27 protein-coding genes are annotated in these 25,128 nt (G+C 29.1%); 24 read left to right on the top strand and 3 right to left on the bottom strand.

Translation table 11 applies throughout. The annotated features are described in order from the left end of the window. Positions 1–34 precede the first annotated feature (34 nt). On the bottom strand, positions 35–358 hold the full coding sequence (locus JWF52_RS02730; protein ID WP_208331815.1) for a DUF1540 domain-containing protein: 324 nt from the start codon (positions 356–358) through the stop codon (positions 35–37). A gap of 121 nt (positions 359–479) precedes the next feature. Continuing rightward, complete coding sequence (locus JWF52_RS02735; protein ID WP_208331816.1) at positions 480–800, bottom strand: hypothetical protein; 321 nt, start codon at positions 798–800, stop codon at positions 480–482. A 159-nt stretch (positions 801–959) separates the two neighbouring features. Between JWF52_RS02735 and JWF52_RS02740 the strand changes: the two genes are divergently transcribed. The 22 genes from JWF52_RS02740 (at position 960) to JWF52_RS02845 (ending at position 23,677) form a co-directional block, all read left to right on the top strand. Next, complete coding sequence (locus JWF52_RS02740) at positions 960–1,559, top strand: hypothetical protein (protein ID WP_208331817.1); 600 nt, start codon at positions 960–962, stop codon at positions 1,557–1,559. Between the two features lie 155 nt (positions 1,560–1,714). Further along, positions 1,715–2,224 (top strand): crossover junction endodeoxyribonuclease RuvC, encoded by a 510-nt coding sequence (gene ruvC, locus JWF52_RS02745; RefSeq protein ID WP_042276782.1) that lies wholly within the window; start codon positions 1,715–1,717, stop codon positions 2,222–2,224. Further along, positions 2,217–2,819, top strand: a complete 603-nt coding sequence (ruvA, locus tag JWF52_RS02750) for a Holliday junction branch migration protein RuvA (protein ID WP_208331818.1) — start codon at positions 2,217–2,219, stop codon at positions 2,817–2,819. Before ruvC ends, ruvA begins: the two co-directional genes overlap by 8 nt. A gap of 54 nt (positions 2,820–2,873) precedes the next feature. Further along, on the top strand, positions 2,874–3,848 hold the full coding sequence (gene ruvB / locus JWF52_RS02755; protein ID WP_286183977.1) for a Holliday junction branch migration DNA helicase RuvB: 975 nt from the start codon (positions 2,874–2,876) through the stop codon (positions 3,846–3,848). Positions 3,849–4,019: 171 nt separating this feature from the next. Then, complete coding sequence (gene queA, locus JWF52_RS02760; protein WP_208331820.1) at positions 4,020–5,045, top strand: tRNA preQ1(34) S-adenosylmethionine ribosyltransferase-isomerase QueA; 1,026 nt, start codon at positions 4,020–4,022, stop codon at positions 5,043–5,045. A gap of 9 nt (positions 5,046–5,054) precedes the next feature. Beyond that, positions 5,055–5,564: a phosphate-starvation-inducible PsiE family protein gene (locus JWF52_RS02765; protein WP_286183976.1), complete on the top strand. Its 510-nt coding sequence runs from the start codon at positions 5,055–5,057 to the stop codon at positions 5,562–5,564. A gap of 17 nt (positions 5,565–5,581) precedes the next feature. Beyond that, a complete protein-coding gene (tgt, locus tag JWF52_RS02770) occupies positions 5,582–6,703 on the top strand; it encodes a tRNA guanosine(34) transglycosylase Tgt (protein ID WP_208331821.1) in 1,122 nt (373 codons plus the stop codon). Positions 6,704–6,792: 89 nt separating this feature from the next. Next, positions 6,793–7,089 carry a preprotein translocase subunit YajC gene (gene yajC, locus JWF52_RS02775; RefSeq protein ID WP_208331822.1) on the top strand — a complete coding sequence of 99 codons (297 nt, stop codon included), beginning with the start codon at positions 6,793–6,795 and terminating at the stop codon, positions 7,087–7,089. Between the two features lie 58 nt (positions 7,090–7,147). Further along, entirely contained in the window at positions 7,148–7,510 is a 363-nt protein-coding gene (locus JWF52_RS02780; RefSeq protein WP_208331823.1) for a TIGR04086 family membrane protein, read from the top strand. A 66-nt stretch (positions 7,511–7,576) separates the two neighbouring features. Next, a complete protein-coding gene (scfA, locus tag JWF52_RS02785) occupies positions 7,577–7,720 on the top strand; it encodes a six-cysteine ranthipeptide SCIFF (protein ID WP_071119480.1) in 144 nt (47 codons plus the stop codon). 200 nt (positions 7,721–7,920) lie between these two features. Beyond that, on the top strand, positions 7,921–9,294 hold the full coding sequence (scfB, locus tag JWF52_RS02790) for a thioether cross-link-forming SCIFF peptide maturase (RefSeq protein WP_353654861.1): 1,374 nt from the start codon (positions 7,921–7,923) through the stop codon (positions 9,292–9,294). A gap of 4 nt (positions 9,295–9,298) precedes the next feature. Further along, entirely contained in the window at positions 9,299–9,799 is a 501-nt protein-coding gene (locus JWF52_RS02795; RefSeq protein WP_208331825.1) for a gamma carbonic anhydrase family protein, read from the top strand. A 94-nt stretch (positions 9,800–9,893) separates the two neighbouring features. Next, a complete protein-coding gene (locus JWF52_RS02800; protein ID WP_208331826.1) occupies positions 9,894–11,558 on the top strand; it encodes an ABC1 kinase family protein in 1,665 nt (554 codons plus the stop codon). Between the two features lie 10 nt (positions 11,559–11,568). Continuing rightward, positions 11,569–14,067, top strand: a complete 2,499-nt coding sequence (gene recJ / locus JWF52_RS02805) for a single-stranded-DNA-specific exonuclease RecJ (RefSeq protein ID WP_208331827.1) — start codon at positions 11,569–11,571, stop codon at positions 14,065–14,067. Positions 14,068–14,080: 13 nt separating this feature from the next. Continuing rightward, positions 14,081–14,593 (top strand): adenine phosphoribosyltransferase, encoded by a 513-nt coding sequence (locus JWF52_RS02810; RefSeq protein WP_208331828.1) that lies wholly within the window; start codon positions 14,081–14,083, stop codon positions 14,591–14,593. A gap of 140 nt (positions 14,594–14,733) precedes the next feature. Continuing rightward, the gene (locus tag JWF52_RS02815; protein ID WP_208331829.1) at positions 14,734–16,953 is read left to right on the top strand and encodes a RelA/SpoT family protein; all 2,220 of its coding nucleotides are present in this window, start codon (positions 14,734–14,736) and stop codon (positions 16,951–16,953) included. A gap of 9 nt (positions 16,954–16,962) precedes the next feature. Next, positions 16,963–17,412: a D-aminoacyl-tRNA deacylase gene (gene dtd, locus JWF52_RS02820; RefSeq protein ID WP_208331830.1), complete on the top strand. Its 450-nt coding sequence runs from the start codon at positions 16,963–16,965 to the stop codon at positions 17,410–17,412. A gap of 11 nt (positions 17,413–17,423) precedes the next feature. After that, entirely contained in the window at positions 17,424–18,038 is a 615-nt protein-coding gene (locus JWF52_RS02825) for an MBL fold metallo-hydrolase (protein ID WP_208331831.1), read from the top strand. A 105-nt stretch (positions 18,039–18,143) separates the two neighbouring features. Further along, the gene (gene hemZ / locus JWF52_RS02830; RefSeq protein ID WP_208331832.1) at positions 18,144–19,616 is read left to right on the top strand and encodes a coproporphyrinogen dehydrogenase HemZ; all 1,473 of its coding nucleotides are present in this window, start codon (positions 18,144–18,146) and stop codon (positions 19,614–19,616) included. Beyond that, a complete protein-coding gene (gene hisS, locus JWF52_RS02835) occupies positions 19,606–20,868 on the top strand; it encodes a histidine--tRNA ligase (protein WP_208331833.1) in 1,263 nt (420 codons plus the stop codon). Before hemZ ends, hisS begins: the two co-directional genes overlap by 11 nt. Positions 20,869–21,077: 209 nt before the next feature. Continuing rightward, positions 21,078–22,868, top strand: coding sequence for an aspartate--tRNA ligase (gene aspS / locus JWF52_RS02840; RefSeq protein ID WP_208331834.1), 1,791 nt, complete (start codon positions 21,078–21,080; stop codon positions 22,866–22,868). A 143-nt stretch (positions 22,869–23,011) separates the two neighbouring features. After that, on the top strand, positions 23,012–23,677 hold the full coding sequence (locus JWF52_RS02845) for a Bax inhibitor-1/YccA family protein (RefSeq protein WP_208331835.1): 666 nt from the start codon (positions 23,012–23,014) through the stop codon (positions 23,675–23,677). A gap of 55 nt (positions 23,678–23,732) precedes the next feature. Here the strand turns inward: JWF52_RS02845 and JWF52_RS02850 are convergent, their stop codons facing one another. After that, positions 23,733–23,894 (bottom strand): DUF2500 family protein, encoded by a 162-nt coding sequence (locus tag JWF52_RS02850; protein ID WP_208331836.1) that lies wholly within the window; start codon positions 23,892–23,894, stop codon positions 23,733–23,735. Between the two features lie 121 nt (positions 23,895–24,015). Between JWF52_RS02850 and JWF52_RS02855 the strand changes: the two genes are divergently transcribed. Both JWF52_RS02855 and JWF52_RS02860 read left to right on the top strand, forming a co-directional pair. Continuing rightward, positions 24,016–24,189 carry a hypothetical protein gene (locus JWF52_RS02855; protein ID WP_208331837.1) on the top strand — a complete coding sequence of 58 codons (174 nt, stop codon included), beginning with the start codon at positions 24,016–24,018 and terminating at the stop codon, positions 24,187–24,189. Next, positions 24,186–25,124, top strand: a complete 939-nt coding sequence (locus tag JWF52_RS02860) for a sensor histidine kinase (RefSeq protein WP_208331838.1) — start codon at positions 24,186–24,188, stop codon at positions 25,122–25,124. Before JWF52_RS02855 ends, JWF52_RS02860 begins: the two co-directional genes overlap by 4 nt. Positions 25,125–25,128 lie beyond the last annotated feature (4 nt).

Below are 25,128 nucleotides of genomic sequence, written 5' to 3' on the forward strand. Positions count from 1 at the left end.
CTATTGCACCTTTTGTATTATGTAATTTTTAAAATTATTTACATTTAAAACTAGAACAGTATGTTTCTTCATAAAGATTAGCTTTAGGTAATTGAGTATCAACACTGATATTATCAAGTGTACAGACATTAGATGCATTGTAAGTACAAGTTTTAACATTACATCCTATCATTGAACATGAACCACCACCATTAGTATTATTAGTTAAAGTTCCGTAATGTTTTTCATCTAAAAATGTGCTACAGCAAGTATTTTTACTAGTGTGAGCCTTTTTACCATTTACAGTTATCTTATTTGCATAACATACTCCTGAATTATTGTGAGAACAGTTGTTTACACTGCAATTTATACTAGACATAATTTTACCTCCTAATAAATCTATTATTCATTAAAGAGTATTGCCAATAAATAAAAAAATATAGCTTATAAAATTAAAAGTTAGTAAAAAAGAGGAAAATATATTATTTTCCTCTTTAAAATTAATTATTGTTTTTAAATAGAGAATTAAAAATATCTTCATGCATAAGAGCTTTAGCAACTAATGTAGATGAAGATGGTAAAGACCTAACTGGAGGCCAAATATCAAATAGTTCCTTTTCGTATTGATTAATATCATAATGCTCGCCATTTAATATTTTATCCTCAATATTATTAGTAAAATCACGTATTTTTAAGAAATCATCTAATGTAAGTTCTTGAAATATAGAAGCTTTATGTTGTGGTTGTTTTAAAAATAAAATATCTTGTTTAAATTCTAAAAAGTCTATTTTATCGTAAATTATTTTAACATATGAACTCAAGTCAATCCCTCCTTTAAGTCGAAAAATAAATGATACCTTATAATATGTATAAAATTAATGAAATGGGATAAAAATCTATATATAAATAATTTCTAAAATTTACCTAAAATTCTATAAAAAGAAATTTATTAAAAAATATATGTAAAAGGAGGTAATTTTATGTTTGAAAAAAAAGAACAGTTTCCTTGGAAGATACCAGTATTAATTTTGACAGGTATAGTGGTATTAAGTGGTGGAATTTATATAGGAGTGAAAACTAGAAATATAGAACAAAATCATGTAAATACTACACAAAAAATCCAAGAGCCAGAAAAAACTAAAGATGCATTTGGGATAAGTGAGAATTGTGAAGTGTGGTTACATAAGAAAAATGAAGATGGAAGTGACTCTGGAAAGTCACCAGTGATGTTAGGTACAGTAGATAAGGCATTATTAGATAAAAGTGAAGACGAAATAATAGCATACTTTAAAAATAAGTATCCAGATAGAAAAGTTGAAAACTTAACTAAGTTTGAAATAATTTTATCTGAAACTATGACAGTAAATGATGCTTCAAAAAGTAATAAATTTTCGTTAGAAATAGATGATGGATTTATAGGACTTTATAAATATGATAAAGATGGTGTTAGGTCATTAGTTGAAAAGACAGATATAGCGATAGATTCATTACCTAAAACAGTTCAAGATGAAATTAAAAAAGGTATTACTGTAAATACAGAAGATGAAGCTTATGCAAGACTTGAAAACTTCGGAAGCTAAAATATAAAAGGACAACCTATTAAGGTTGTCCTTTTATATTTTATTTTCTTTTAAAGATGTATATAAAGTGAATTTTGAGTATAGAAAAACTTATGATATAATATAAAAGAACATAAGTTTCGTGTAAAACAAGCTTTATAGGAGGATTTATTGAGTTGATAATACTAGGAATAGACCCTGGAATAGCAATAATGGGCTATGGAGTTATAGAATATAAAAATAATAAATTTAGAGTAATAGATTATGGGGCAGTTACAACACCAGCTCATACTGATACATTAAAAAGATTAGAAACTATATATAAAGGAACTGATCTTTTAATAAAGAAATATAATGTTGATGAAGTTGGAATAGAAGAATTATTCTTTAATAAAAATGTAAAAACAGCTATAACAGTAGCACAAGCTAGAGGTGTAACTATGCTTGCATGTGCGCATAATGGCAAATCTGTATATGAATACACTCCTCTTCAAGTTAAGCAAGGTGTAGTAGGATATGGTAGAGCCCAAAAAGCACAAGTTCAGCAAATGGTTACATCATTTTTAAATTTGAAACAAGTACCAAAACCAGATGACGTAGCAGATGCATTAGCAGTAGCAATATGTCATGCTCATGCAAACAGGCTTGAGAAAACTCTAAAAAATATTGGAGGTAAATATGTATAGTTATATAAAAGGAAGTATAGAGGAGATTCGTTTAGATAGTATAGTTATAGAAAATAATGATATAGGGTATAAAATAAATGCATCATCTAATACAATAAAAGACTTACAATTGGGAAAAATGGCTAAAATATATACTAAGCTAATTGTAAGAGAAGATGATATGAGTCTTTGCGGGTTCTCAACTCAAGAAGAAATGAAGATGTTTGAATTATTAACATCAGTATCAAAAATTGGTCCTAAGGTTGGGCTTGCTATACTTTCTTTTGCATCTCCAGGCCAACTAGGTGCATATATATTAAGTGAAGACATAGCAAAACTGTCTAAAGCACCAGGTGTAGGTAAAAAGACAGCAGAAAGAATAATTTTAGAACTAAAAGACAAGGTAGATAAAACTACTGTAGAATTTGAGCCAACATTACTGTCAAATGCTCCAATAGGAATATCTCAAGATGAAGCTGTAGATGCATTACTGGCACTTGGATATTCAGCACCTGAAGCTAAAGAAGCAGTTGAAAGGTGCAAGAAAGATGGACTTAATACAGAAGATATAATAAAGAAATCTTTAACATACATAATGAGTAAATCATTAAGATAGGGGGAGGTTTAAGTGTTTGATTTTGAAGATGAAAATAGAATTATAACATCAGGAATGCAAAATGAAGATGTAGATATAGAAAATAATTTAAGACCTAAATCTTTAGATGATTATTTAGGTCAAGAAAAAGCTAAAGAGCAATTAAAAATATTTATAGAAGCTGCAAAATCTAGAAATGAACCACTAGACCATGTTCTTTTATACGGACCACCAGGACTTGGTAAAACGACTCTATCAAGTATAATTGCCAATGAAATGGGAGTTAATTTAAGAATAACATCAGGTCCAGCAATAGAAAGAGCAGGAGATTTAGCCGCAATACTTACAAATTTAAATGAAAATGATGTATTATTTATAGACGAAATACACCGTATAAACAGAAGTGTTGAAGAGGTATTATACCCTGCAATGGAAGATTATTGCTTAGATATAATAATAGGTAAAGGTCCTTCAGCTAGAAGTATAAGACTAGACCTTCCTAAATTTACATTAATAGGTGCAACTACTAGAGCAGGAATGCTTACAAATCCCCTTAGAGATAGATTTGGAGTTATTTGCAAATTAGATTACTATACAGTAGATGAACTAGCTAAAATAGTAATGAGATCAGCTGAAATTTTAGGTGCTGAAATTCAAATAGGTGGAGCAACTGAAATTGCTAAACGCTCTAGAGGAACACCAAGAATAGCAAATAGACTTTTAAAAAGAGTTAGAGATTATGCTCAAGTTAGAGCTGATGGAAATATAACTGATGAAGTTGCAAATAGTGCTCTAGAGCTTTTAGGTGTAGACTCATTAGGCTTAGACTATGTAGATAAAAAGCTATTAATGACTATAATAGAAAAGTTTAGAGGTGGCCCTGTAGGACTAGATACATTAGCGGCATCTATAGGAGAAGACAGAAACACTATAGAAGATGTTTATGAGCCCTATTTGCTTCAATTAGGATTTATAAATAGAGGGCCTAGAGGTAGAATTGCAATGCCACTTGCATATGAACACTTAAATATAGCTCTTCCTAATAAGTAAGAATAAATATAAAAAATTAAAATAAAGTAGTAAATTAAATTAGATTAATAATGTAGATTACATACACTATAAAAACACAAAATATAAATAAAAACATTTGAGCTATATGGTAAAATTTAATTTTTTTGTTATTATGTAAGTTGTATAAAATTTTGGAAAGGAAGTTGAATTTTGAAGACGAGTGACTTTTACTTTGACCTACCAGAAGAATTAATTGCTCAAGTTCCTATAAAAGATAGATCTAGTTCAAAATTAATGGTACTAGATAAGAAAAGTGGAGAAATTGAGCATCGTATTTTTAAAGATGTAGTTGAGTATTTAAATCCAGGAGACTGTTTAGTTCTTAATAATACTAGAGTTATACCTGCTAGATTAATAGGAGAAAAGGTTGACACTGGAGGGAAAATAGAATTTTTATTATTAAAAAGAACAGAAGAAGATACTTGGCAAGCATTAGTTAAGCCAGGTAAAAGAGCAAAAATTGGGACTAAGTTTTCCTTTGGAAATGGAAAATTAATAGGAGAGGTAGTAGGATTAGCAGAAGAAGGATCTAGAATAGTAAAATTTTACTATGAAGGAATATTTGAAGAAGTTTTAGATGAATTAGGAAATATGCCACTACCACCGTATATAACAGAAAGATTAGAAGAAAGAGAAAGATACCAAACTGTTTATTCAAAGCATAATGGATCGGCGGCAGCACCTACAGCAGGCTTACATTTTACAAATGATTTATTAGAAGAAATAAAAGCTAAAGGTGTAGATATAGCATTTGTTACACTTCATGTAGGGCTAGGAACATTTAGACCAGTTAAAGTTGATGATGTATTAAATCATGAAATGCATTCAGAATACTATATAGTAGAAAAAGAAGCTGCCCAAAAAATTAATAAAGCTAAGAAAAATGGTAAAAATGTAATATGTGTAGGAACAACTAGTTGTAGAACTGTAGAATCAGCAAGTAGTGAAGATGGAATCATAAAAGAAAGCAGTGGATGGACAAATATATTTATCTACCCAGGATATAAATTTAAAATGGTGGATAGACTGATAACTAATTTCCATTTACCAGAATCTACATTAATAATGTTAGTAAGTGCATTATCAAGTAAAGACAGTGTATTAAACGCGTATGATGTAGCAGTAAAAGAAAGATACAGATTTTTCAGTTTTGGAGATGCTATGATTTTAAAATAGGGGGATCAAATGAAAAACATAGATAAGAGTAATTTGTCGTTAAGAGTAGCTTATATCTTTGAATCCATTTTATCAATGGTAGTTTTACTTGCAGTATTTTTAGGAACTATAGATGTACTAAGAATGATATGGACAGCATACATAGTAGAATTTCAGACACCAGTTAAATATAGCCAGTTAAATGACATGTTAGGTCAAATACTACTTTTAGTTATAGGTGTTGAACTTGTAGTAATGTTATCCCTACATATACCAGGTGCACTGCTAGAAGTACTTTTATATGCAATAGCAAGAAAAATGTTACTTCTTCCTAAATCTGGAGGCATGGGAGAAATTTTACTAGGTGTAGTTGCAATAGCCGGATTATTTGCTATTAGAAAGTACTTACTAACCGATGATAATAGCAATATGAATATAACCAGTATTCACTATGAAGATTGTGATGAAATAGAGGACCCTGAAGAGTGTAAAAAATGTAGGGAACAAAGTTTAAAAGGCGCTAATGACGTAAAAAATTAATACTAAGGAGAAATAATATGAGTGCAGTAAGATATGAACTTATAAAAACTTGTAAGCAAAGTGGTGCAAGATTAGGAAGATTACATACACCACATGGAGTTATAGAGACACCTATATTTATGCCAGTTGGAACTCAAGCTACAGTAAAAGCTATGACTCCAGAAGAGTTAAAAGAAATAGGTTCACAAATAATATTAAGTAATACTTATCATTTATACATGAGACCAGGTCACGACCTTGTTAAAGAAGCAGGTGGTCTTCATAAATTTATGAATTGGGATAAACCAATACTTACAGATAGTGGAGGATTCCAAGTATTCAGTCTAGGACCACTTAGAAAAATAACAGAAGAAGGAGTTCACTTTAGATCTCATATAGATGGTTCTAAGCATTTTATAAGTCCAGAAAAAGCTATGGAAATACAAAATGCTTTAGGTTCAGATATAATGATGGCATTTGACGAATGTGCACCTTATCCAGCAGATAGAGAGTATGTAAAAAATTCTTTAGAAAGAACAACTAGATGGTTAAAGAGATGTAAAGAAGCTCATAAAAATACAGAAAATCAAGCGTTATTTGGAATAATACAAGGTGGAATGTATAAAGATTTAAGAGAGCAATCTGCAAAAGAAATATTAGAACTTGATTTACCAGGATATGCAGTAGGTGGATTAAGTGTTGGAGAACCAAAGCACTTAATGTATGAAGTATTAGATTATACAGTACCTTTAATGCCAGCGGATAAGCCAAGATATCTTATGGGAGTTGGAAGTCCTGATGACTTAATAGAAGGCGTTGTAAGAGGAATAGACATGTTTGACTGTGTACTTCCTACTCGTATAGCTAGAAATGGTACAGCGATGACAAGTGAAGGTAAAGTAGTTGTAAGAAATGCAAAATATGCAAAAGATTTTACACCGCTAGATCCAAATTGTGATTGTTACTGTTGTAAGAACTATACAAGAGCATATATAAGACATTTAGTTAAAGCTAACGAAATATTAGCAGCAAGACTTATAACTACTCATAACTTACACTTCTTATTAGATTTAATGAAGCAAGTAAGAGAAGCTATAATGGAAGATAGATTATTAGACTTTAGAAAAGAATTTTTTACAAAATATGGATATGAATTATAGAATTTTTTCTATGAATCCTAAATATTTTAATATATAATGATTATAACAAATAAATATAAATACTATAATTTACAAAGGAGAGTAAAATAATGCCTGGACAAACACAATCTATATTAATGGCAGTAGCTATGTGGGTAGTAGTATTTGGAGTATTCTACTTCTTATTCATAAAGCCACAAAAGAAAAAAGAGAAACAACTAAAAGAAATGAGACAAAACTTATCAGTTGGAGATAAAGTAGTAACTATAGGTGGAATAGTTGCTAACGTTGCTAAAGTTGAAGAAGATGTTGTTATATTAGAATTAGGGCCTAACAGAACTAAAGTACCATTTGAAAAATGGGCTATAGGAACTGTTGAAGCTGCTAAAAACGAATCAGCAGAATAATTTGGAATTTAGATACCTTCCCTCGAATATATATGTATTAATGAGGGGAGGTATTTTTATGGAAAAAACAAATCATGTTCTAAAAGGGTTAGGATATTCATATATATTAACGCTAGCAACATTATTAATATATAACCTATTCCTTACTTTTACTAGTGTATCAGGAAATACAATAGCAATGGCATCATCAGCTATAACTACAGCTTCAGCAGCATTCGGAGGATTTTATGCTTCAAAACACATAAAAGAAAAGGGTCTTATATATGGCCTTTTAGTTGGTCTTATGTACATAGTATGTCTTATGGTAATAGTATTTTTAGCAAAGGAAAATTTCGCAGTTGAAATTGACATGCTATATAAAGTGTTGTTAGTGTCTCTATCTGGTGGTATCGGCGGAGTTCTAGGAGTAAACTTCAAATAAATTTTCCATATAATGAAAATTTATGATATAATCAGTTTAGAAAAATTTAGTAGGAGGTAATTTAAAATGGAAAAGAAACATGTAAAAACTTTATCTAGCGCTACTTTAAAGGAAAGTGCAGCAAAAGGCGGATGTGGTGAATGTCAAACTTCTTGCCAATCAGCTTGCAAAACTTCTTGTACAGTTGCAAACCAAGAGTGCGAAAGATAATCATATTTAATAGATTTAAAATGAAGACGTCATATAATATGGCGTCTTTTTTATTGAAGGTATATAATTTCAAGAGAGGATTGATTATGGAATAATATTGCCTATATTTTACATAAGTTATATAATGAAGATTAGGTTAAATTTCATCTAGAAAAAATGTGTTGATATAGATAACAATTTAGGAGGAGATACATATGAGTATGATACATAAGTTTTCAATGAACGGATATAATATTGTTTTAGACGTAAACGGAGGAGCCGTTCACGTAGTTGATGATGTAGCTTATAAGTTAGTAGATAGCTATAAAGAAAAAAATAAAGATGAAATAATAAAAGAGCTTCAAAATGAATATTCAGTAGAAAAAATAAATGAAGCATACGATGAAATTAAAAACTTAGAAGAAGAAGGTCTTTTATATACAGAAGATACTTATAGCACTCATCCAAGTTTCATAAACAGAAAGAAAGTAGTTAAAGCTTTATGTTTACACGTTGCACACGACTGTAACTTAAAATGTAAATACTGCTTTGCTGCACAAGGAGACTTTGGTGGAGCTAAAGAAATGATGAGTTTTGAAGTTGGTAAAGCGGCAATAGATTACCTAATAGCTAACTCGGGAAGTAGAAGAAATTTAGAGATAGACTTCTTTGGTGGAGAACCTTTAATGAACTTTGATGTAGTTAAGCAATTAGTAGAATACGGAAGAAAAGTAGAAAAAGACTATAATAAGAATATAAGATTTACTATGACTACAAATGGTGTGTTATTAGATGATGAAAAAATAGCATATATAAACGAACATATGCATAATGCCGTTTTAAGTTTAGATGGTAGAAAAGAAATCAATGATAATATGAGACCTACTCTAAATGATAAAGGAAGTTATGATGTTATATTACCTAAGTTTAAAAAGCTTATAGAAAGTAGACCAAAAGACAAATACTACTACATAAGAGGAACGTTTACTAGAGAAAACTTAGACTTTGCTAAAGATGTTATGCACTTTGCTAATGAAGGATTTGCTTCTACATCAATAGAACCAGTTGTAGGAGAAGAATCAAATCCATTTGCACTTAGAGAAGAAGATATGCCAAAAGTATTTGAAGAATACGAAAAATTGGCAATAGAATACGCTGATATGAAATTAAAAGGGGAAATGAAAGATTTTACATTCTTCCACTTTGTAGTAGATTTAAACCAAGGACCATGTGTAATAAAGAGAATAACTGGATGTGGTGCAGGTAATGAATACTTATCAATAACACCAAATGGGGATATATATCCATGTCACCAATTTGTTGGAAATGAAGAATATAAAATGGCTAATATAATGGATGAAGAAATAGTATTCCCTAAAGAATTAACAGAAAGTTTCAGAAATGCTCACGTTTATAGTAAAGAGGACTGTCAAAAATGTTGGAATAAATTCTACTGTTCAGGTGGATGTCATGCAAATGCAACTAATTTCAATAATGATGTAATGAAGCCTTATGAACTTGGGTGCGAAATGCAAAAGAAACGTACAGAATGTTCAATAATGATACAAGCAAAATTAATGCTAGAAGGAGAATAAGACTATGATTAAGGCCTACCAAGGTATAGAACCTAAAATTGATAAATGCGTATTTGTTGCAGAGTCAGCTGATATAATAGGAAATGTTACTATAGGAAAAAATGCAAATATTTGGTATAATGCAGTTTTAAGAGGCGATGACCAATGTATAACTATAGGTGAAAATACAAATATACAAGATGGAAGTGTAGTTCATATATCACATGATGCACCTACTATAATTGGTAAAAATGTAACGGTGGGTCATAAAGCATTAATACATGGATGTAAAATAGGAGATAATACTTTAATAGGTATGGGTTCTATAGTTTTAGATAATGCTGAAGTAGGAGAATACACATTACTTGCCGCAGGAAGTTTAGTTCCTCCAGGTAAAAAAATTCCATCAGGAGTACTAGCTATGGGATCTCCTGCAAAAGTAGTTAGAGAATTATCTGAAGAAGAAAAACAAAATCTTGTAGAATCTGCATTAAAATATATAGAAACTGCAAATAATCATAAGTAATAAAACTAAAAGGGCAATCTTGTAATTGCCCTTTTTATTTTATAAAATAAATTTATAATATATTGCAGACTAAGCAACTTAGGAGTGGTGAAACATGAGAATAAGTTATAAGAACTTAAGAAGATATAGGGAGATAGTACACATATTAATTAAATATGGATTTACATTTATTGTAGAAAAATTAAATATAGAAGGTGTGGCCTATAAAATACCGATAACTAACCCTCCTGAGGAAATAAAAAATATGTCTACTGGAGAAAAAGTAAGAAGAGTTATTGAAGAATTAGGACCTACGTATGTAAAATTAGGACAAATACTAAGCACAAGAAAAGATTTAGTAGACCAAGATATAATAGATGAATTATCTAAACTAAGAGATAGTGTAGAAGCATTTGATACAGAGATAGCAAGAAATATTTTTAAAGAAGAAATAGGTCAATCCGTAGATGATATATTTAAAGAATTTAATAATAATCCATTAGCGGCGGCATCTATAGGACAAGTTTATCAGGCAAAATTAGAAACTGGAGAAGACGTTATAGTAAAAATTCAAAGACCAAATATAGAAGAAACTATAAAGTCAGACTTAGAGATATTAAGAGGAATGGCAGTAGCTTTAAAAGATATAAATAAAGATATAGATATAGATTTAGTATCTATAGTTGAAGAATTCCAAACTCAATTATTAAGAGAATTAGACTATAATTTTGAAGCTATTAATGCTATAAAGTTTAAAAAAATATTTAAAGATAATGATGAAGTTTATATACCGGAAGTCTATAGTGAATATACAACAAGAAAAGTGTTGGTAATGGAACAGATAATAGGGGTAAAACTAAGTGATATAGATAAAATAAATGAATTAGGATGGGATACTAAAAAAGTAAGTGAAATAGGAATAAGATCTTTATTTACACAAATATTTGAACATGGTTTTTTCCATGCAGATCCACATCCAGGAAATATATTTGTGCTAACTAAAAACTGTATATCTTATATAGACTTTGGAATGATCGGAATAATTGACAAAAAAACTTTAAATATGCTCGATGAAATAGCAATAGCTTTAGTAGAAAAGAATGTAGATAAAATAATATATTTATTAATGGAAATGGACTCAGTTCACGCAGATATAGATACAAATAGCCTAAGACAAGACTTATTATATTTAATTCATTACTACTATGACGCTCCAATAGAGAGGCTTAGCCTAGGAGATATATTGAATGAAATATTTAGATTCCTTAGAAAATATAAGGTTTCTATACCTTCACAACTTGCGACTTTAGCGAAAACTATTATAACATTAGAAGGAACTGCTAGAGAGTTAAATCCAGATTTTTCAGTTAGTTCTATAGGTAATGAATTTATGCAACATTATTATTTAAGTAAACTTAATCCTAAAAGAATACTTATGAATTCAAAACATAGTGCAGAGGCAATGTTATTAGACTTAAAAACTATACCAAAGCAAATGAAAGTTATTTTAAGTAATTTAGAAAAAAATAATATAAAAATTTCAATAGATGAAGTTAAATTTTCGGCTCTAGAAAAAAGAGTAACAGATTTAGCAACACAGTTGTCATTAAGTTTAGTGTTGGCAGCTATGGTAGTTGGATCATCCTTAATAATTGCATCTCCGAATATAAACAAAAATATATGGATAAATATTATGGCAGGGACAGGATTTTTCTTATCATTTATAATAGGTATATTATTAGTTATAAAGACTTTAAGATCTCAATATAAAAAGAGATAGAGGTGGGAGAATGATATTAAACAAAAAATGGATATTAAAGCATACAGGAAATTTGAGAGAAAGCGAATTTAGTCAAAAACTTAATATTTCCCCGGAAATTAGTCAAATATTAAAAAATAGAGGCATAAACAACGAAAAAGATTCAGAAATATTCATGAATCCGTCATTAGAGTATCTTAGAGATCCATTTTTAATGAAGGATATGAAGAAAGCTGTAGACAGAATAAAAAAAGCAATAGAATACAATGAAAATATATGGATTTATGGAGATTATGATGTAGATGGAGTATCATCAACATCTATATTATGTATATATTTTAATTCCATAGGATATCCTGTCAATTATTATATTCCAAATAGATTAGAAGAAGGATACGGAATTAATGAAGATGCAATAAGACATATACATTCAAATGGTTGTGATTTAATGATAAGTGTTGACTGTGGAATTACATCTGTAAAAGAAGTAGAAATAGCTAATGAATTAGGACTAGATGTAATAATAACAGACCATCATGAATGCCAAAGTGAAACACCAAAAGCTTATGCAGTTATAAATCAAAAGCAAGAAGATTGTCATTATCCATTTGACATGTTATGCGGATGTGGAGTTGCATTTAAACTTATACAAGCTTTAACTCCTAAAGATGTATTTAAAACGAGTTTATATGATTATTTAGAAATAGTAACTCTAGCTACAATTTGTGACATTGTACCACTAGTAGATGAAAATAGAATAATTGTAAAAAACGGATTAAAATTAATGAGTGAAGGCAAGAATCTAGGATTAAAGGAACTTATAAAGGTATGCGGAATAGAAAGTGATAAAATAGGTTCATCTCATATAGGTTTTGCCATTGGTCCTAGAATAAATGCATCTGGAAGATTAGGGCATTCATACCTTGGAGTACAATTATTTACAACTAATAGTAGTGAAGAAGCAAAAGAAATAGCTAATTTATTAGAAGAAAAAAATAATGAGAGACAAATGATAGAATCTAAAATGTATCAAGAGGCTGAAGCTATTATTGATGCTAACCCTAAATATAAGGATGATAAAGTATTAGTTATAGCTAAAGAAGGGTGGCAACATGGTATAATCGGAATTGTTGCATCTAAGCTTACAGAAAAATATTATAAACCAACAGTACTTTTAACTATAGAAGATGGAGAAGCAACAGGTTCTGCAAGATCTATAAAAGGATTTAGCATATTTGATGCATTAGTAAAGTCTAAAGACTTATTAAATAAGTTTGGAGGACATGACCAAGCAGCAGGACTGGGGTTAGATGCAGATAAAGTGGATTTATTAGATGAACAAGTTAATAAGTTTGCAGATTATAATTTAGAAGAAGAGGATTTAATAGAAAAAGTTAAAGTAGAATATGAACTACAAGATAAATCTATAAGTTTAGATTTAGTAGAAGAACTTCATAAGCTAGAGCCATTTGGAATGAGTAATCCGAATCCTAGATTTATAGTAAGAGATGCAATACTTAAAGATATACGTTCTATAGGAAAGAATCAACAACATTTAAAGCTTAAAATAGAAAAAGAAAAATCTTATGATTGTATAGGGTTTAATATGGCATATCTAAAGAGTGGATATAATATTGGAGATAAAGTAGATGTATTATTCCAACTAGATGAAAATAATTTTATGGGAAATAGAAGTGTTCAATTTTTACTTAAAGATATAAGATTATCTCATCCAAAGAATGCTAATTGTGATGAAAGAAGTATAGAATTATTTTTAAATATTGTACCAGATGAAAATAAACTGTATAATACTAACTCGTCAGATATAGATTTAATATGCAAGAAAATGAGTACAGGTGATATAAAAGAAGCTATAGATGGAAATGAAAACATAAATATATTTGATTATTTAGGTGAAAAAACTTTAGTAATAGCAAATACTATTAATGGATTTTATAGGGCATTATCAGATATAACTCTTATAGATGAAGAATTTAATATAAATTATAACAATATTAGCCAAAATAATGACAATATAACACTTATATTTTCACCAAACATTGAAAAAATTGATTTAAAAAGATATAATAATATTATTCTTTATGATTATTTGTATAATATGGGGGATTATTCTTATTTATGTGAAAATACGAATAATACAACTTCAATTATCAAATATTATAGCCAAACGGATTTATTATATTTAAAGAATATAATAAATCATTTAATTCCAGAAAGGCAAGAATTTATAGGAGTATATAAATTAGCTTTATTACAAAATGAATTAGAAGTAAATTTACTAGATTTAAAAAAGGTATTCAATATAATACCTTTAAAGATATTTACAATATTAAATGTATTTAAAGAGTTGTCATTATTAGATTTTGAGTTGAAATGTAACCAAGGATACAAAACAAAATCTATTTTAATAAAATCATTACCAAAGCCAGATAAGAAATTAAATTTAGATGAAAGTAAAATACTTAATAATCTAAAGAGGCTAAAACAAGAATACGAGGAAAGCTATTAGGAGGCACTCAAAGATGGATTTAAAGAAAGTAATAAGAGAAGTAGAAAATTTCCCAAAAGAAGGTATAAACTTCAAAGATATAACAACATTAATGCAAGATGGAGAGGCTTTTAAATTTACAATAGACGAGTTTATAAAAAATTTAAAAGATAAAAATGTAGATATAATAGTAGGACCAGAAGCAAGAGGGTTCTTAATGGGGACACCAGTTGCTTACGGAATGGGAATTGGATTTGTTCCAGTTAGAAAACCAGGAAAACTACCATATGAAACAGAAAGCTACGATTATGGATTAGAGTATGGAGCTGATACTTTAGAAATACATAAAGATGCAATAAAGCTGGGACAAAGAGTAGCAATAGTTGATGATTTATTAGCTACAGGTGGAACTATGGAAGCTGCTGCTAGCCTTATAGAAAAATTAGGTGGAGAAGTAGTATCTATGCAATTTTTAATAGAGCTAGAGTTCTTAAATGGAAGAGAAAAATTATCAAAATATGATGTTAATTCTCTTGTAAAATACTAGTAATTTAACAATAGTTGGTATAACACCAACTATTTTAATATATATAAATTTTAAAAATAATACGCAGCGGATTTTAAGAGACAAATAAATTATTTGTTTCAATTGTCTTAGCGAACTTCATACTTAAAATAGGTGATATTATGCATGATAAAGAGATAAAAGAACTAATAAAAAACATAAAAGACTATGCACCAAATGCGGATGTTAGTCTAGTAGAAAAAGCTTATTACTTTGGGAAAAATGCACATGAGGGGCAATTTAGAAAATCAGGAGAGCCATACTTTATACATCCAATAGCAGTAGCAAATATTTTAGCTTCAATGGAGTTAGATATAGAAACTATATCGGCTGGACTTTTACATGATGTTGTAGAAGATACAGAATATACTTATGAAGATATAGAAAAGGAATTTTCAAAAGAAATAGCGGACTTAGTAGATGGAGTAACGAAGCTTGGGCAAATAAAGTATCAATCAAAGGAAGAAACTCAAGCTGAAAATCTAAGAAAAATGTTTTTAGCAATGGCTAAAGATATAAGGGTAATACTTATAAAACTTGCAGATAGACTGCATAATATGAGAACTTTAAAGTTTATGCCACCAGAAAAAGCTAAATCAAAAGCTAAAGAAACATTAGAAATATATGGTGGAATAGCTAATAGACTAGGGATTTCTAAGATAAAGTGGGAGCTAGAGGACTTAGCACTAAGATATATAGACCCAGAAGGCTATTATGAATTAGTTGAAAAGGTAGCTAAAAAAAGAAGTCAAAGAGAAGCATATATAGAAAACATACTTAAATTGCTTAATGATAAATTTGAAAGTGTAAAAATAAAGTGCGATGTTTATGGAAGACCAAAACACTTCTATAGTATATATAGCAAAATGCAAAATAAGCATAAGAACTTTGATGAAATATATGACTTAACTGCTATAAGAATAATAGTAGATACAGTAAAAGACTGCTATGCAGTACTTGGTATGGTACATACCTTATGGACACCTATTCCAGGACGATTTAAAGACTATATAGCAATGCCAAAGCCTAATATGTATCAAAGTCTTCACACAACAGTTATAGGACCAGATGGAGAGCCTGTAGAAATTCAAATAAGAACTATGGAAATGCATAATATCGCTGAATACGGTATAGCTGCTCACTGGAAATATAAAGAAGGTAATACGGAATCAGGCCAAGCAAATGTAGAAGAAAAACTTCAATGGCTAAGACAAATGATGGAGTGGGAAAAAGATCTTAAAGACCCTCAAGAGTTTTTAGATGCATTAAAAGATGATGTATTTAATAGCCAGGTTTATGTATTCACACCTAAAGGGGATGTAGTGGAACTTCCAGCAGGAGCTACTCCTATAGATTTTGCATATAGAGTTCATACTAATGTAGGTAATAAATGTGTAGGAGCTAAGATTGACGGAAGAATAGTTACAATTGATTATAAACTTCAAAATGGAAATATAGTGGAAATATTAACTTCAGTAAACTCTAATGGGCCAAGTAGAGACTGGTTAACTATTGTTAAAACACCAAATGCTAAAAGTAGAATCAGACAATGGTTCAAAAAAGAAAGAAGAGAAGAAAATATAGAACGTGGTATATCTATTTTAGAAAAAGAGTTTAAAAAATATGATTTACCATTAACTAAAGATCCATTTATAGATAAATATATGCAACAAATAGCTAAGAAATTTAATCAACCTACTATTGATGATTTAGTAGCGACAATAGGTTACGGTGGAATAATGGCATCTCAAGTTGTACCAAAGGTAAGAGATGCATATGAAAAAGAAGTTAAGAAGATTAACAAAGAACAAATTAAATTAAACGAATTAAATGATATAAATAAGCACAATTTAACAGATCAAGAATATAAAAGTAAAAGAAAAAATAATAGTCCTCAAGGAATTACAGTAAAAGGATTAGATAATATTTTAGTTAGATTTGCTAAATGTTGTAATCCGCTTCCAGGAGATAAAATAGTTGGATATATTACTAAAGGAAGAGGGGTAGCTGTTCATAGAGCAGACTGTCCAAATGCAAATGGAGAGGGAGACTTCTTCCAAAAGAGAATAGTAGATGTTTCTTGGAGTAATTCAGAAAAAAGTAAATTTGAAGCAGAAATACAAATAAGAGCAACAGATAGAAGAGGAGTAATAAATGATATAACTCATATAGTTGCAGTAGATAAAGTTGCATTAAATGGAATAAATGCTAGAAAAGGAAAAGATGGCGTAATAAGTATTAATTTATTAGTAGAAGTTAATGACATAGGAGAATTAAATTTACTGATGAAAAAAATAAAATCTACTCCAGGTGTTGAAGACATTTACAGAGTTATAAACTAGGAGGAATTTATGAGAGCAGTAGTACAAAGAGTATCTTCTTCAAAAGTTACAGTAGAAAATAATGTAATTGGGAAAATAAATAAAGGATTACTTGTTTTACTTGGAGTAACTCATGAAGATACATCTAAAGACGTAGATTATATGATAGATAAGATACTTAATCTAAGAATATTTGAAGATGAAAATGAGAAAATGAATTTATCTTTAAAAGATGTAGGTGGAGAACTATTAGTAGTTTCTCAATTTACTTTATATGGTGATTGCAGAAAAGGAAAAAGACCAAGTTTTTCAAATGCAGCAAGACCAGATTTAGCAACGAAGCTTTATGAAGAATTTATTCAAAAAGCAAAAGAACAAGGTGTAGTAGTGGGTACAGGTCAATTTGGTGCTCATATGATGGTAGACTTAACCAATGATGGACCTGTTACAATGCTATTAGAGTCAAATAAAAGTTTCTAAGGGGGATATTTATGATTATAGAAAAAATCGTTGAACCATATTTTGGTGAAAATATGTATGTACTAGTTGATGAAAAAACTAAGAAATGTGCAGTAGTAGACCCAGGTGGAGCAAAAGATAAGGTACTAAATTATATAAAACAAAACTCATTACAACTTGAATATATACTACTTACTCATGGTCACGGAGATCATATAGGAGCAGTAAACTATATTAAATCTCAGACAGGAGCTAAAGTTGTAGCTCATAGTGAAGAAAGAGATCTTTTATTAGATAAAAGAAAAAACTTAAGTTACTCTATGCACTGTGGAGCACAAGAATTAGATGCAGATATATATGTAAATGATAAAGACAAACTTGATTTAGGTGAGTTAAGATTAACTTTCTTACATACGCCAGGACATACAAAAGGATGTATGTGTATAAGAGTTAATAATGAGATGTTTACAGGAGACACATTATTTGCAGGAAGTATAGGTAGAACAGACCTTTACAGCGGAGATTATAAGCAAATAGAAAAATCTCTTAGAAAATTAGCTAAATATGAAGACAATGTAAATATATACCCAGGACATGGACCAAGCTCAACTTTAGGTATAGAAAAGATGAGCAACCCATATATGTAATAGTTAACAAAACTACTTCATAGGGAACTACTAATTTACACAAATTAGTAGTTAGCCAATCTTATGGGTACTATTTAAGCATTAAAGATAAAAGGAGTAGTTAAGATGATTGATATAATTTTAAAAGGTCATGATTTTAAATATGAAATTTCTGAATTAGTAAAATTATTTACTAATAACTTTAGATTCGTTGAAAACAAAGACCTTGGAAGAACTTTAGAAAATAGTATTATAATTCACAATAATACTTTAATATCTAAAACTCAATATTTTGAAAATTATAATGTTAGATTTGAAGAAAGAGAACATTGTAGCTTAGAAGCCTTATCTAAACAAGAAGCTAAAAAGGTTACTAAAGAAACTATTAAAAGAAGTATATACAAGGTATTACAAAAATTATTTAACTCTTACGTCCCTTGGGGAATACTTACTGGAATTAGGCCTGTTAAGATAGTTCATACATTACTTAGTGAAGGAAAGAGTGATGAACAAATAAGAGAAATTTTAAGTACTAATTATCTTATAAGTGATGAAAAAGTTGAATTAGCTTTAGAAATTGCTAAAAGAGAAAGAGTATTTATGTACCCAATAGATAAAAATAAAATTTCTTTATATGTAAGCATACCATTTTGCCCAACAAGATGTTATTACTGCTCATTCCCTGCAAATCCCCTAAAGCAATTTGGACATTTCAAAGCCGAATATGTAAATAAGCTTATAGAAGAGATTAAAGGTGTCGCAAAAATAATAAAGGATACCAATAAAGAAATAGAAACTTTATATATAGGGGGAGGAACGCCTACTACTTTAGATGAAGAAGAAATGGATACTTTAATCACAGCTTTATTTAAAGAAATGGATTTAAGCAAAATAAAAGAATTCACAGTAGAAGCAGGAAGACCAGATACTATAAACAGAGGTATACTTGAGGTACTTAAAAAGCATAATGTAACTAGAATAAGTATAAATCCCCAAACTATGAATGATGAAACTTTAGAGAAAATTGGTAGAGGACATAAGGTTTTAGAAATAATAGAATGTTTCAATATGGCTCGTGAACTAGGTTTTGATAATATAAATATGGATGTTATATTAGGTCTTGAAGGTGAAACTTTAGAACATGTTAGACACACTTTAGAAGAAATTAAAAAACTTTCACCAGAGAGTTTAACTGTCCATACTTTAGCAATAAAGAGAGCTTCTAAATTAAAAGAAGACCTTGATAAGTATGAACTTACAAAATATGAAGAAATGATACAGATGATAGAATTATCTATGAAATATGCTAGGGATATGGGACTTAATCCATATTATATGTATCGTCAAAAGCATATGTTAGGAAATTTAGAGAATATAGGATATGCAAAAGAAGGATATGAGTGTATATATAATATTCAAATAATGGAAGAAAAGCAAAGCAACTACGCAGTAGGTGCAGGGTCTATTTCAAAGTTTGTATATGTAGATGAAGATAGAATTGAAAGAGTAGAAAACGTAAAAAATGTTGAGCAATATATAGATAGAGTAGAAGAAATGATAAATAGAAAGAAAGAGGAGGTATACAAAAATGTTAACTAAGGCTCCTAGAGGAACTAAGGACATAACTCCAAAAGATGCTTATAAATGGAATTATGTAGAAAATAAATTTAGAGAAGTTTGTGCGTTATTTGGATATGAGGAAATGAGAACTCCAGTATTTGAACATACTGAACTTTTCAAAAGAAGTGTTGGAGATACAACAGATATAGTACAAAAGGAAATGTATTCATTTACTGACAAGGGTGAAAGAGATATAACTTTAAAGCCAGAAGGGACTGCTGGGGTAGTTCGTGCATTTATAGAAAATAAATTATATGCAGATACTCAACCAACAAAGTTATTTTATATAACTCCTTGTTTTAGATACGAAAGACCACAAGCTGGTAGACAAAGACAATTCCACCAATTTGGTATAGAGGCATTAGGAAGTGATAATCCTTCACTAGATGCAGAAGTTATAGCTTTAGCTGTACAATTCTTTGGTGAAGTAGGACTTAAAGACTTAGCAGTAAGTATAAACTCTGTTGGATGTCCAACTTGTAGAGCAAAATACAATGACTTATTAAAAGAATATCTTGATAAAAAATCGGATGTATTATGTGATACTTGCTTAGAAAGAAAAGAGAAAAATCCTATGAGAGTTATAGACTGTAAAGTTCCAACTTGTAAGGAAAATTTAACAGATATACCTTTTATGGCTGATCATATATGTGATGATTGTAAAGATCACTTTGGAAAATTACAAGAATACTTAACTGAAATGGAAATTAACTATGTAGTTGATAAGAGTATAGTTAGAGGACTTGACTACTACAAGAAAACTGCTTTTGAAATAATATCTAATGATATAGGTTCACAAAGTACAGTTTGTGGTGGTGGAAGATATGATGGATTAGTAGAACAATTAGGTGGTCCTAAAGGAATCAGCGGTATAGGATTCGCTATAGGTGCTGAAAGATTATTACTAACTATGGAAAATAATAATATTCAAATTGAAAACCCAACATCTACTGATATATTTATAGTAACAATTGGAGATAAAGCTAAGACTAAGAGCTTTAAGTTATTAAAAGACTTAAGAAGTAACCATATAAGTGCAGATAATGACCACTTAGATAGAAGTGTTAAGGCTCAATTTAAGTATTCAGATAAAATAAATGCTAAATTTACTATAGTTATAGGTGATGATGAGTTAGATAATGATAGTGCAACTCTTAAAAATATGGCTACATCAGAGCAAACTACTATAAAATTAAGTGAAATAGTAAAAGAATTACAGGAAAGATTATAGTATTTTACTTTTTTATTCTATTGTCAATTGCGACAATTGTATAAATTAATCTTATAAAATTAGCTATTTAGAAAAATTTGCTACACTCATTTTGCCTACACAGTAGCTTAAGCATTTATTCTAGATAGCTAATTATTTGACTTATAGAGAAATAAAACGTAAAATATAAAATTATAATATAAATGAAATTAAAACCTGGAGGGGAAGTAATGGAGACTCTAAACGGATTAAAAAGAACTCACTACTGTGGGGACTTAAGAGAGCAAAACATTGACGAAGAAGTTGTACTTATGGGATGGGTACAAAAGAAAAGAAACTTAGGTGGATTAGTATTCGTTGACTTAAGAGATAGAAGTGGATTATGCCAAATAATATTTGATACGGATGTTAATGCTGAAGCTTTTGCTAAAGCTGAAAAATTAGGATCAGAATATGTTATAGCAGTTAAAGGGAAAGTAGCTGAAAGATCATCTAAAAACCCTAACATGCTAACTGGAGATATAGAAATATTTGCAACACAGTTAAAAGTGTTAAATAAATCAGAAACTCCACCAATATATATAAAAGATGACGACAATGTTTCAGAAGAATTAAAGTTAAAATATAGATACTTAGATTTAAGAAAGCCATCTATGCAAAAGAATTTAATACTTAGAAGTAGAGTAGCTAATATAGTTAGAAACTACTTAAGTTCAAATGATTTCTTTGAAATAGAAACACCTTTCTTAATAAAACCAACTCCAGAAGGAGCTAGAGACTACTTAGTACCAAGTAGAGTTAATGAAGGTAAATTCTACGCATTACCACAATCACCACAATTATTTAAACAATTATTAATGGTAAGTGGTATGGATAGATACTTCCAAATAGTTAAGTGTTTCAGAGATGAAGACTTAAGAGCTGATAGACAACCTGAGTTCACTCAAATAGACTGTGAAATGTCTTTCGTTGAACAAGAAGACGTTATGGCTATAATGGAAAAAATGGTACAAACTATATTTAAAGAAATATTAAATGTAGAAGTAAGCTTACCACTTCCAACTATGACTTATGCTGAAGCTATGGAAAGATACGGAAGTGATAAGCCAGATACTAGATTTGGATACGAATTAACTAATATATCTGATTTAGTTGCAAATTGTGGATTTGGAGTATTTGCTAACGCTACTAAAGATGGAATGAGTGTTAGAGGTATAAATGTTGAAGGTAAATCTGAAGAAATAAGCAAGAAGCAATTAAGTAAAATAGAAGATCATGCTAAGACTTATAAAGCTAAAGGTCTTGCTTGGATGAGAATAGGAGCTAATAGAGAAGTAACTTCTCCAATAGCTAAATTCTTTACACCAGAAGAATTAACTGCAATATTAGATAGAATGAATGCAAAAGAAGGCGACTTATTATTATTTGTTGCTGATAAAAATACTGTAGTATTTGATGCATTAGGACAAGTTAGACTTGAAGTTGCAAGAAGACTTGATTTATTAGATAACAGTGTTTACAAAATGTTATGGGTAACTGAATTCCCAGTATTTGAAGAAGATGAAGAAACAGGAAGAATGATAGCTAAGCATCACCCATTCACATCTCCTATGGATGAAGATTTAGAAAGACTTGAAGGAGACGATAAAGCTTCTTTAAGAGCTAAGGCTTACGATATAGTTATAAATGGATATGAAGTAGGTGGAGGAAGTGTTAGAATATTTAATGCTGACGTTCAAAAGAGAATGTTTAACGCATTAGGATTATCTGAAGAAGAAGCTAACGATAAGTTTGGATTCTTATTAGATGCATTTAAATATGGTACACCACCACATGCAGGTATAGCATTTGGTCTTGATAGACTTGTAATGATACTTGCAGGAACTACTAACATCAAAGATGTTATAGCGTTCCCTAAAAACCAAAGTGCAGTTTGTCCAATGACAAATGCTCCAGCACCAGCTGATGCGACGCAACTTGAAGAATTAAGTATAAAAGTTGATATAGCTGATAAAGAATAGTATTTTAATTCTATTTCAATAAGGGTAGAGCTTAATGATAGCTCTACCTTTTAATATTTAGTATTAACTTTTATAAAGCTTAATATATAGTTATAATGGGTAAAAATAATAGAAAGAATAAATTAAATTTTTAGGAGAGTAATATGAGTAAAAAAATAGTAAATCCAATGGCAGAGATATTTAGATGTCTTGCCATTTCAGTGTTATTTATGTTTATAGGTTTTTTAGTTGGGCCAAGAATTTTACCACCAACTGCAGTTTATTATGCAAATAAAATCGTAATGTTTTTAATGATAGGACTTTTAATATTAGCATTATTTTCAAGAAAAAGTATAATACCTAGAAGTTTCTCAATGAACTTTGTATATGCTTTTACATTTATTGATGGAATAATTATGTATCCATTACTTCAATATTATCTACAAGATTTAGGCAGTGACCTAGTAATAACAATATTAATAGGTACAATAGTTTTATTTGGTGTACTATCATTAATATCATATAAAAAAGAAGCAGGACACTATCTTGGAATGGGAAAAATATTACTATCAGGATTAATAGCTTTAATAGTTTTATCTATAGTTAACATGTTTATAGGTGGAGCTACTTTCAATATAGGAATAAGTATAATAGGAGTAGTAATTTTCTCAGGTTATGTACTATATGATATTAGTTTAATAAAATATGAAATAGAAAGTGGAGCATTACAAGAAAGAAATGATTTATCTATACATGTTCTTAACCTTTACTTAGATTTTATTAATATATTATTAGATTTACTAGGTATAGCGTCAAGTTTAGATGATTAATATAAAAAGTTGCATAGTTTACCTATGCAACTTTTTTACTATTCTCTATTAAATTCTAAAAACTAGTTCCTTGGAACTTAAGTTTTCCATAATCATTTTCACAAATCATGCCAAAATTTTTACCGCTAACTTCAAATTCTAATCTATCATTACTTTCAAATTTAAATGTAATATAGTAACTAGAAGAGTTACCAGCAGTATAAATTACTTCATCCATAATAAAATCCAACAATTAAAAAATAGTTAATTTAAATATAATAAATAATATATCAAAAAAGGGTAAGAAAGGTTACAATTAAATAGAGTTTAATAGGAAATAGATATACTAGGAGGAAGTTGTGATATTAAAAATTATAATAAATCTTATTTTAGGAGTAAATATATTTTTCTATACTGTAGAAGAAAAAAAGTATTTAGATAAGTTAAATGCTCCAATTATTTTAACGATAATATGTATTAGTTTAGCTTTATATATCTTATCTAATTTAAATTTTATGAAAAAAATAAATTGAAAATATTATTATTAAATTTAGTATATATGTCTATTGCATCTTATGTGTTTTCACCACTATTAATTTTAATAGGTCCAATAGCAGTAGAGTTTATAGAAACTAAGGAATATGATAAATTTTATATATACTTAATTGCATTAATTTTATTTATTATTCAAATAAAAGCTGATATATCTTACACTCTAATTTCAATGGGAATAATAGGATCAATATTTATGTATGAAAGTCTAAAAAATGAAAGTAAAATTAAAATAGTTGAAAAGACAAATTATAATTTAAGAGAAAAAATATTTAATCTAGAAGAAAATAAAAGGCTAGAAAATAAAGCTAACTATCAAAATATAGAAGCTGTTAAAACAGAGGAGCGAAATATTATATCTCAAAAACTACATGATAAAATAGGTCATGTAATAGCTGGAAGCATAATGCAATTAGAAGCATTAAAAATCATTATTGATAATGATAGAGAAAAGGGAATTATAATGCTTGATTGCATAACTAATAACTTGAGAGAAGGTATGGATGACATAAGGTCAACCCTTAGAAAAATAAAGCCAGAAAATACTGAAATAGGGGTTAATAATTTAAAATCAATATTAGATGAATTTAGTAAAGAATTTAAGATTGAAAATAGAATTTCTTTTGAAGGAGATATAAATGAAATTAACTTTGTATATTGGAAGGTAATTTTAGATTGCGTAAAGGAAAGCTTAACTAATATTATAAAGCATTCTAATGCAGATTTATTAAATATAGACATAAGTGTTTTAAACCAGATTATAAGAATACATATAAAAGATAATGGAAGTAAAGTTAAAAATATTAAAAAGGGAATGGGATTATTAGGTATAGAGGAAAGAGTAGTTAACATTAATGGAAATGTTTATTTTAATAATGAAGATGGATTCTCTATACTTATAATATTAAAGAGGTGAAATA

It is taken from the genome of Clostridium sp. CCUG 7971 (assembly GCF_017590215.1).
Classification (GTDB): domain Bacteria; phylum Bacillota; class Clostridia; order Peptostreptococcales; family Peptostreptococcaceae; genus Faecalimicrobium.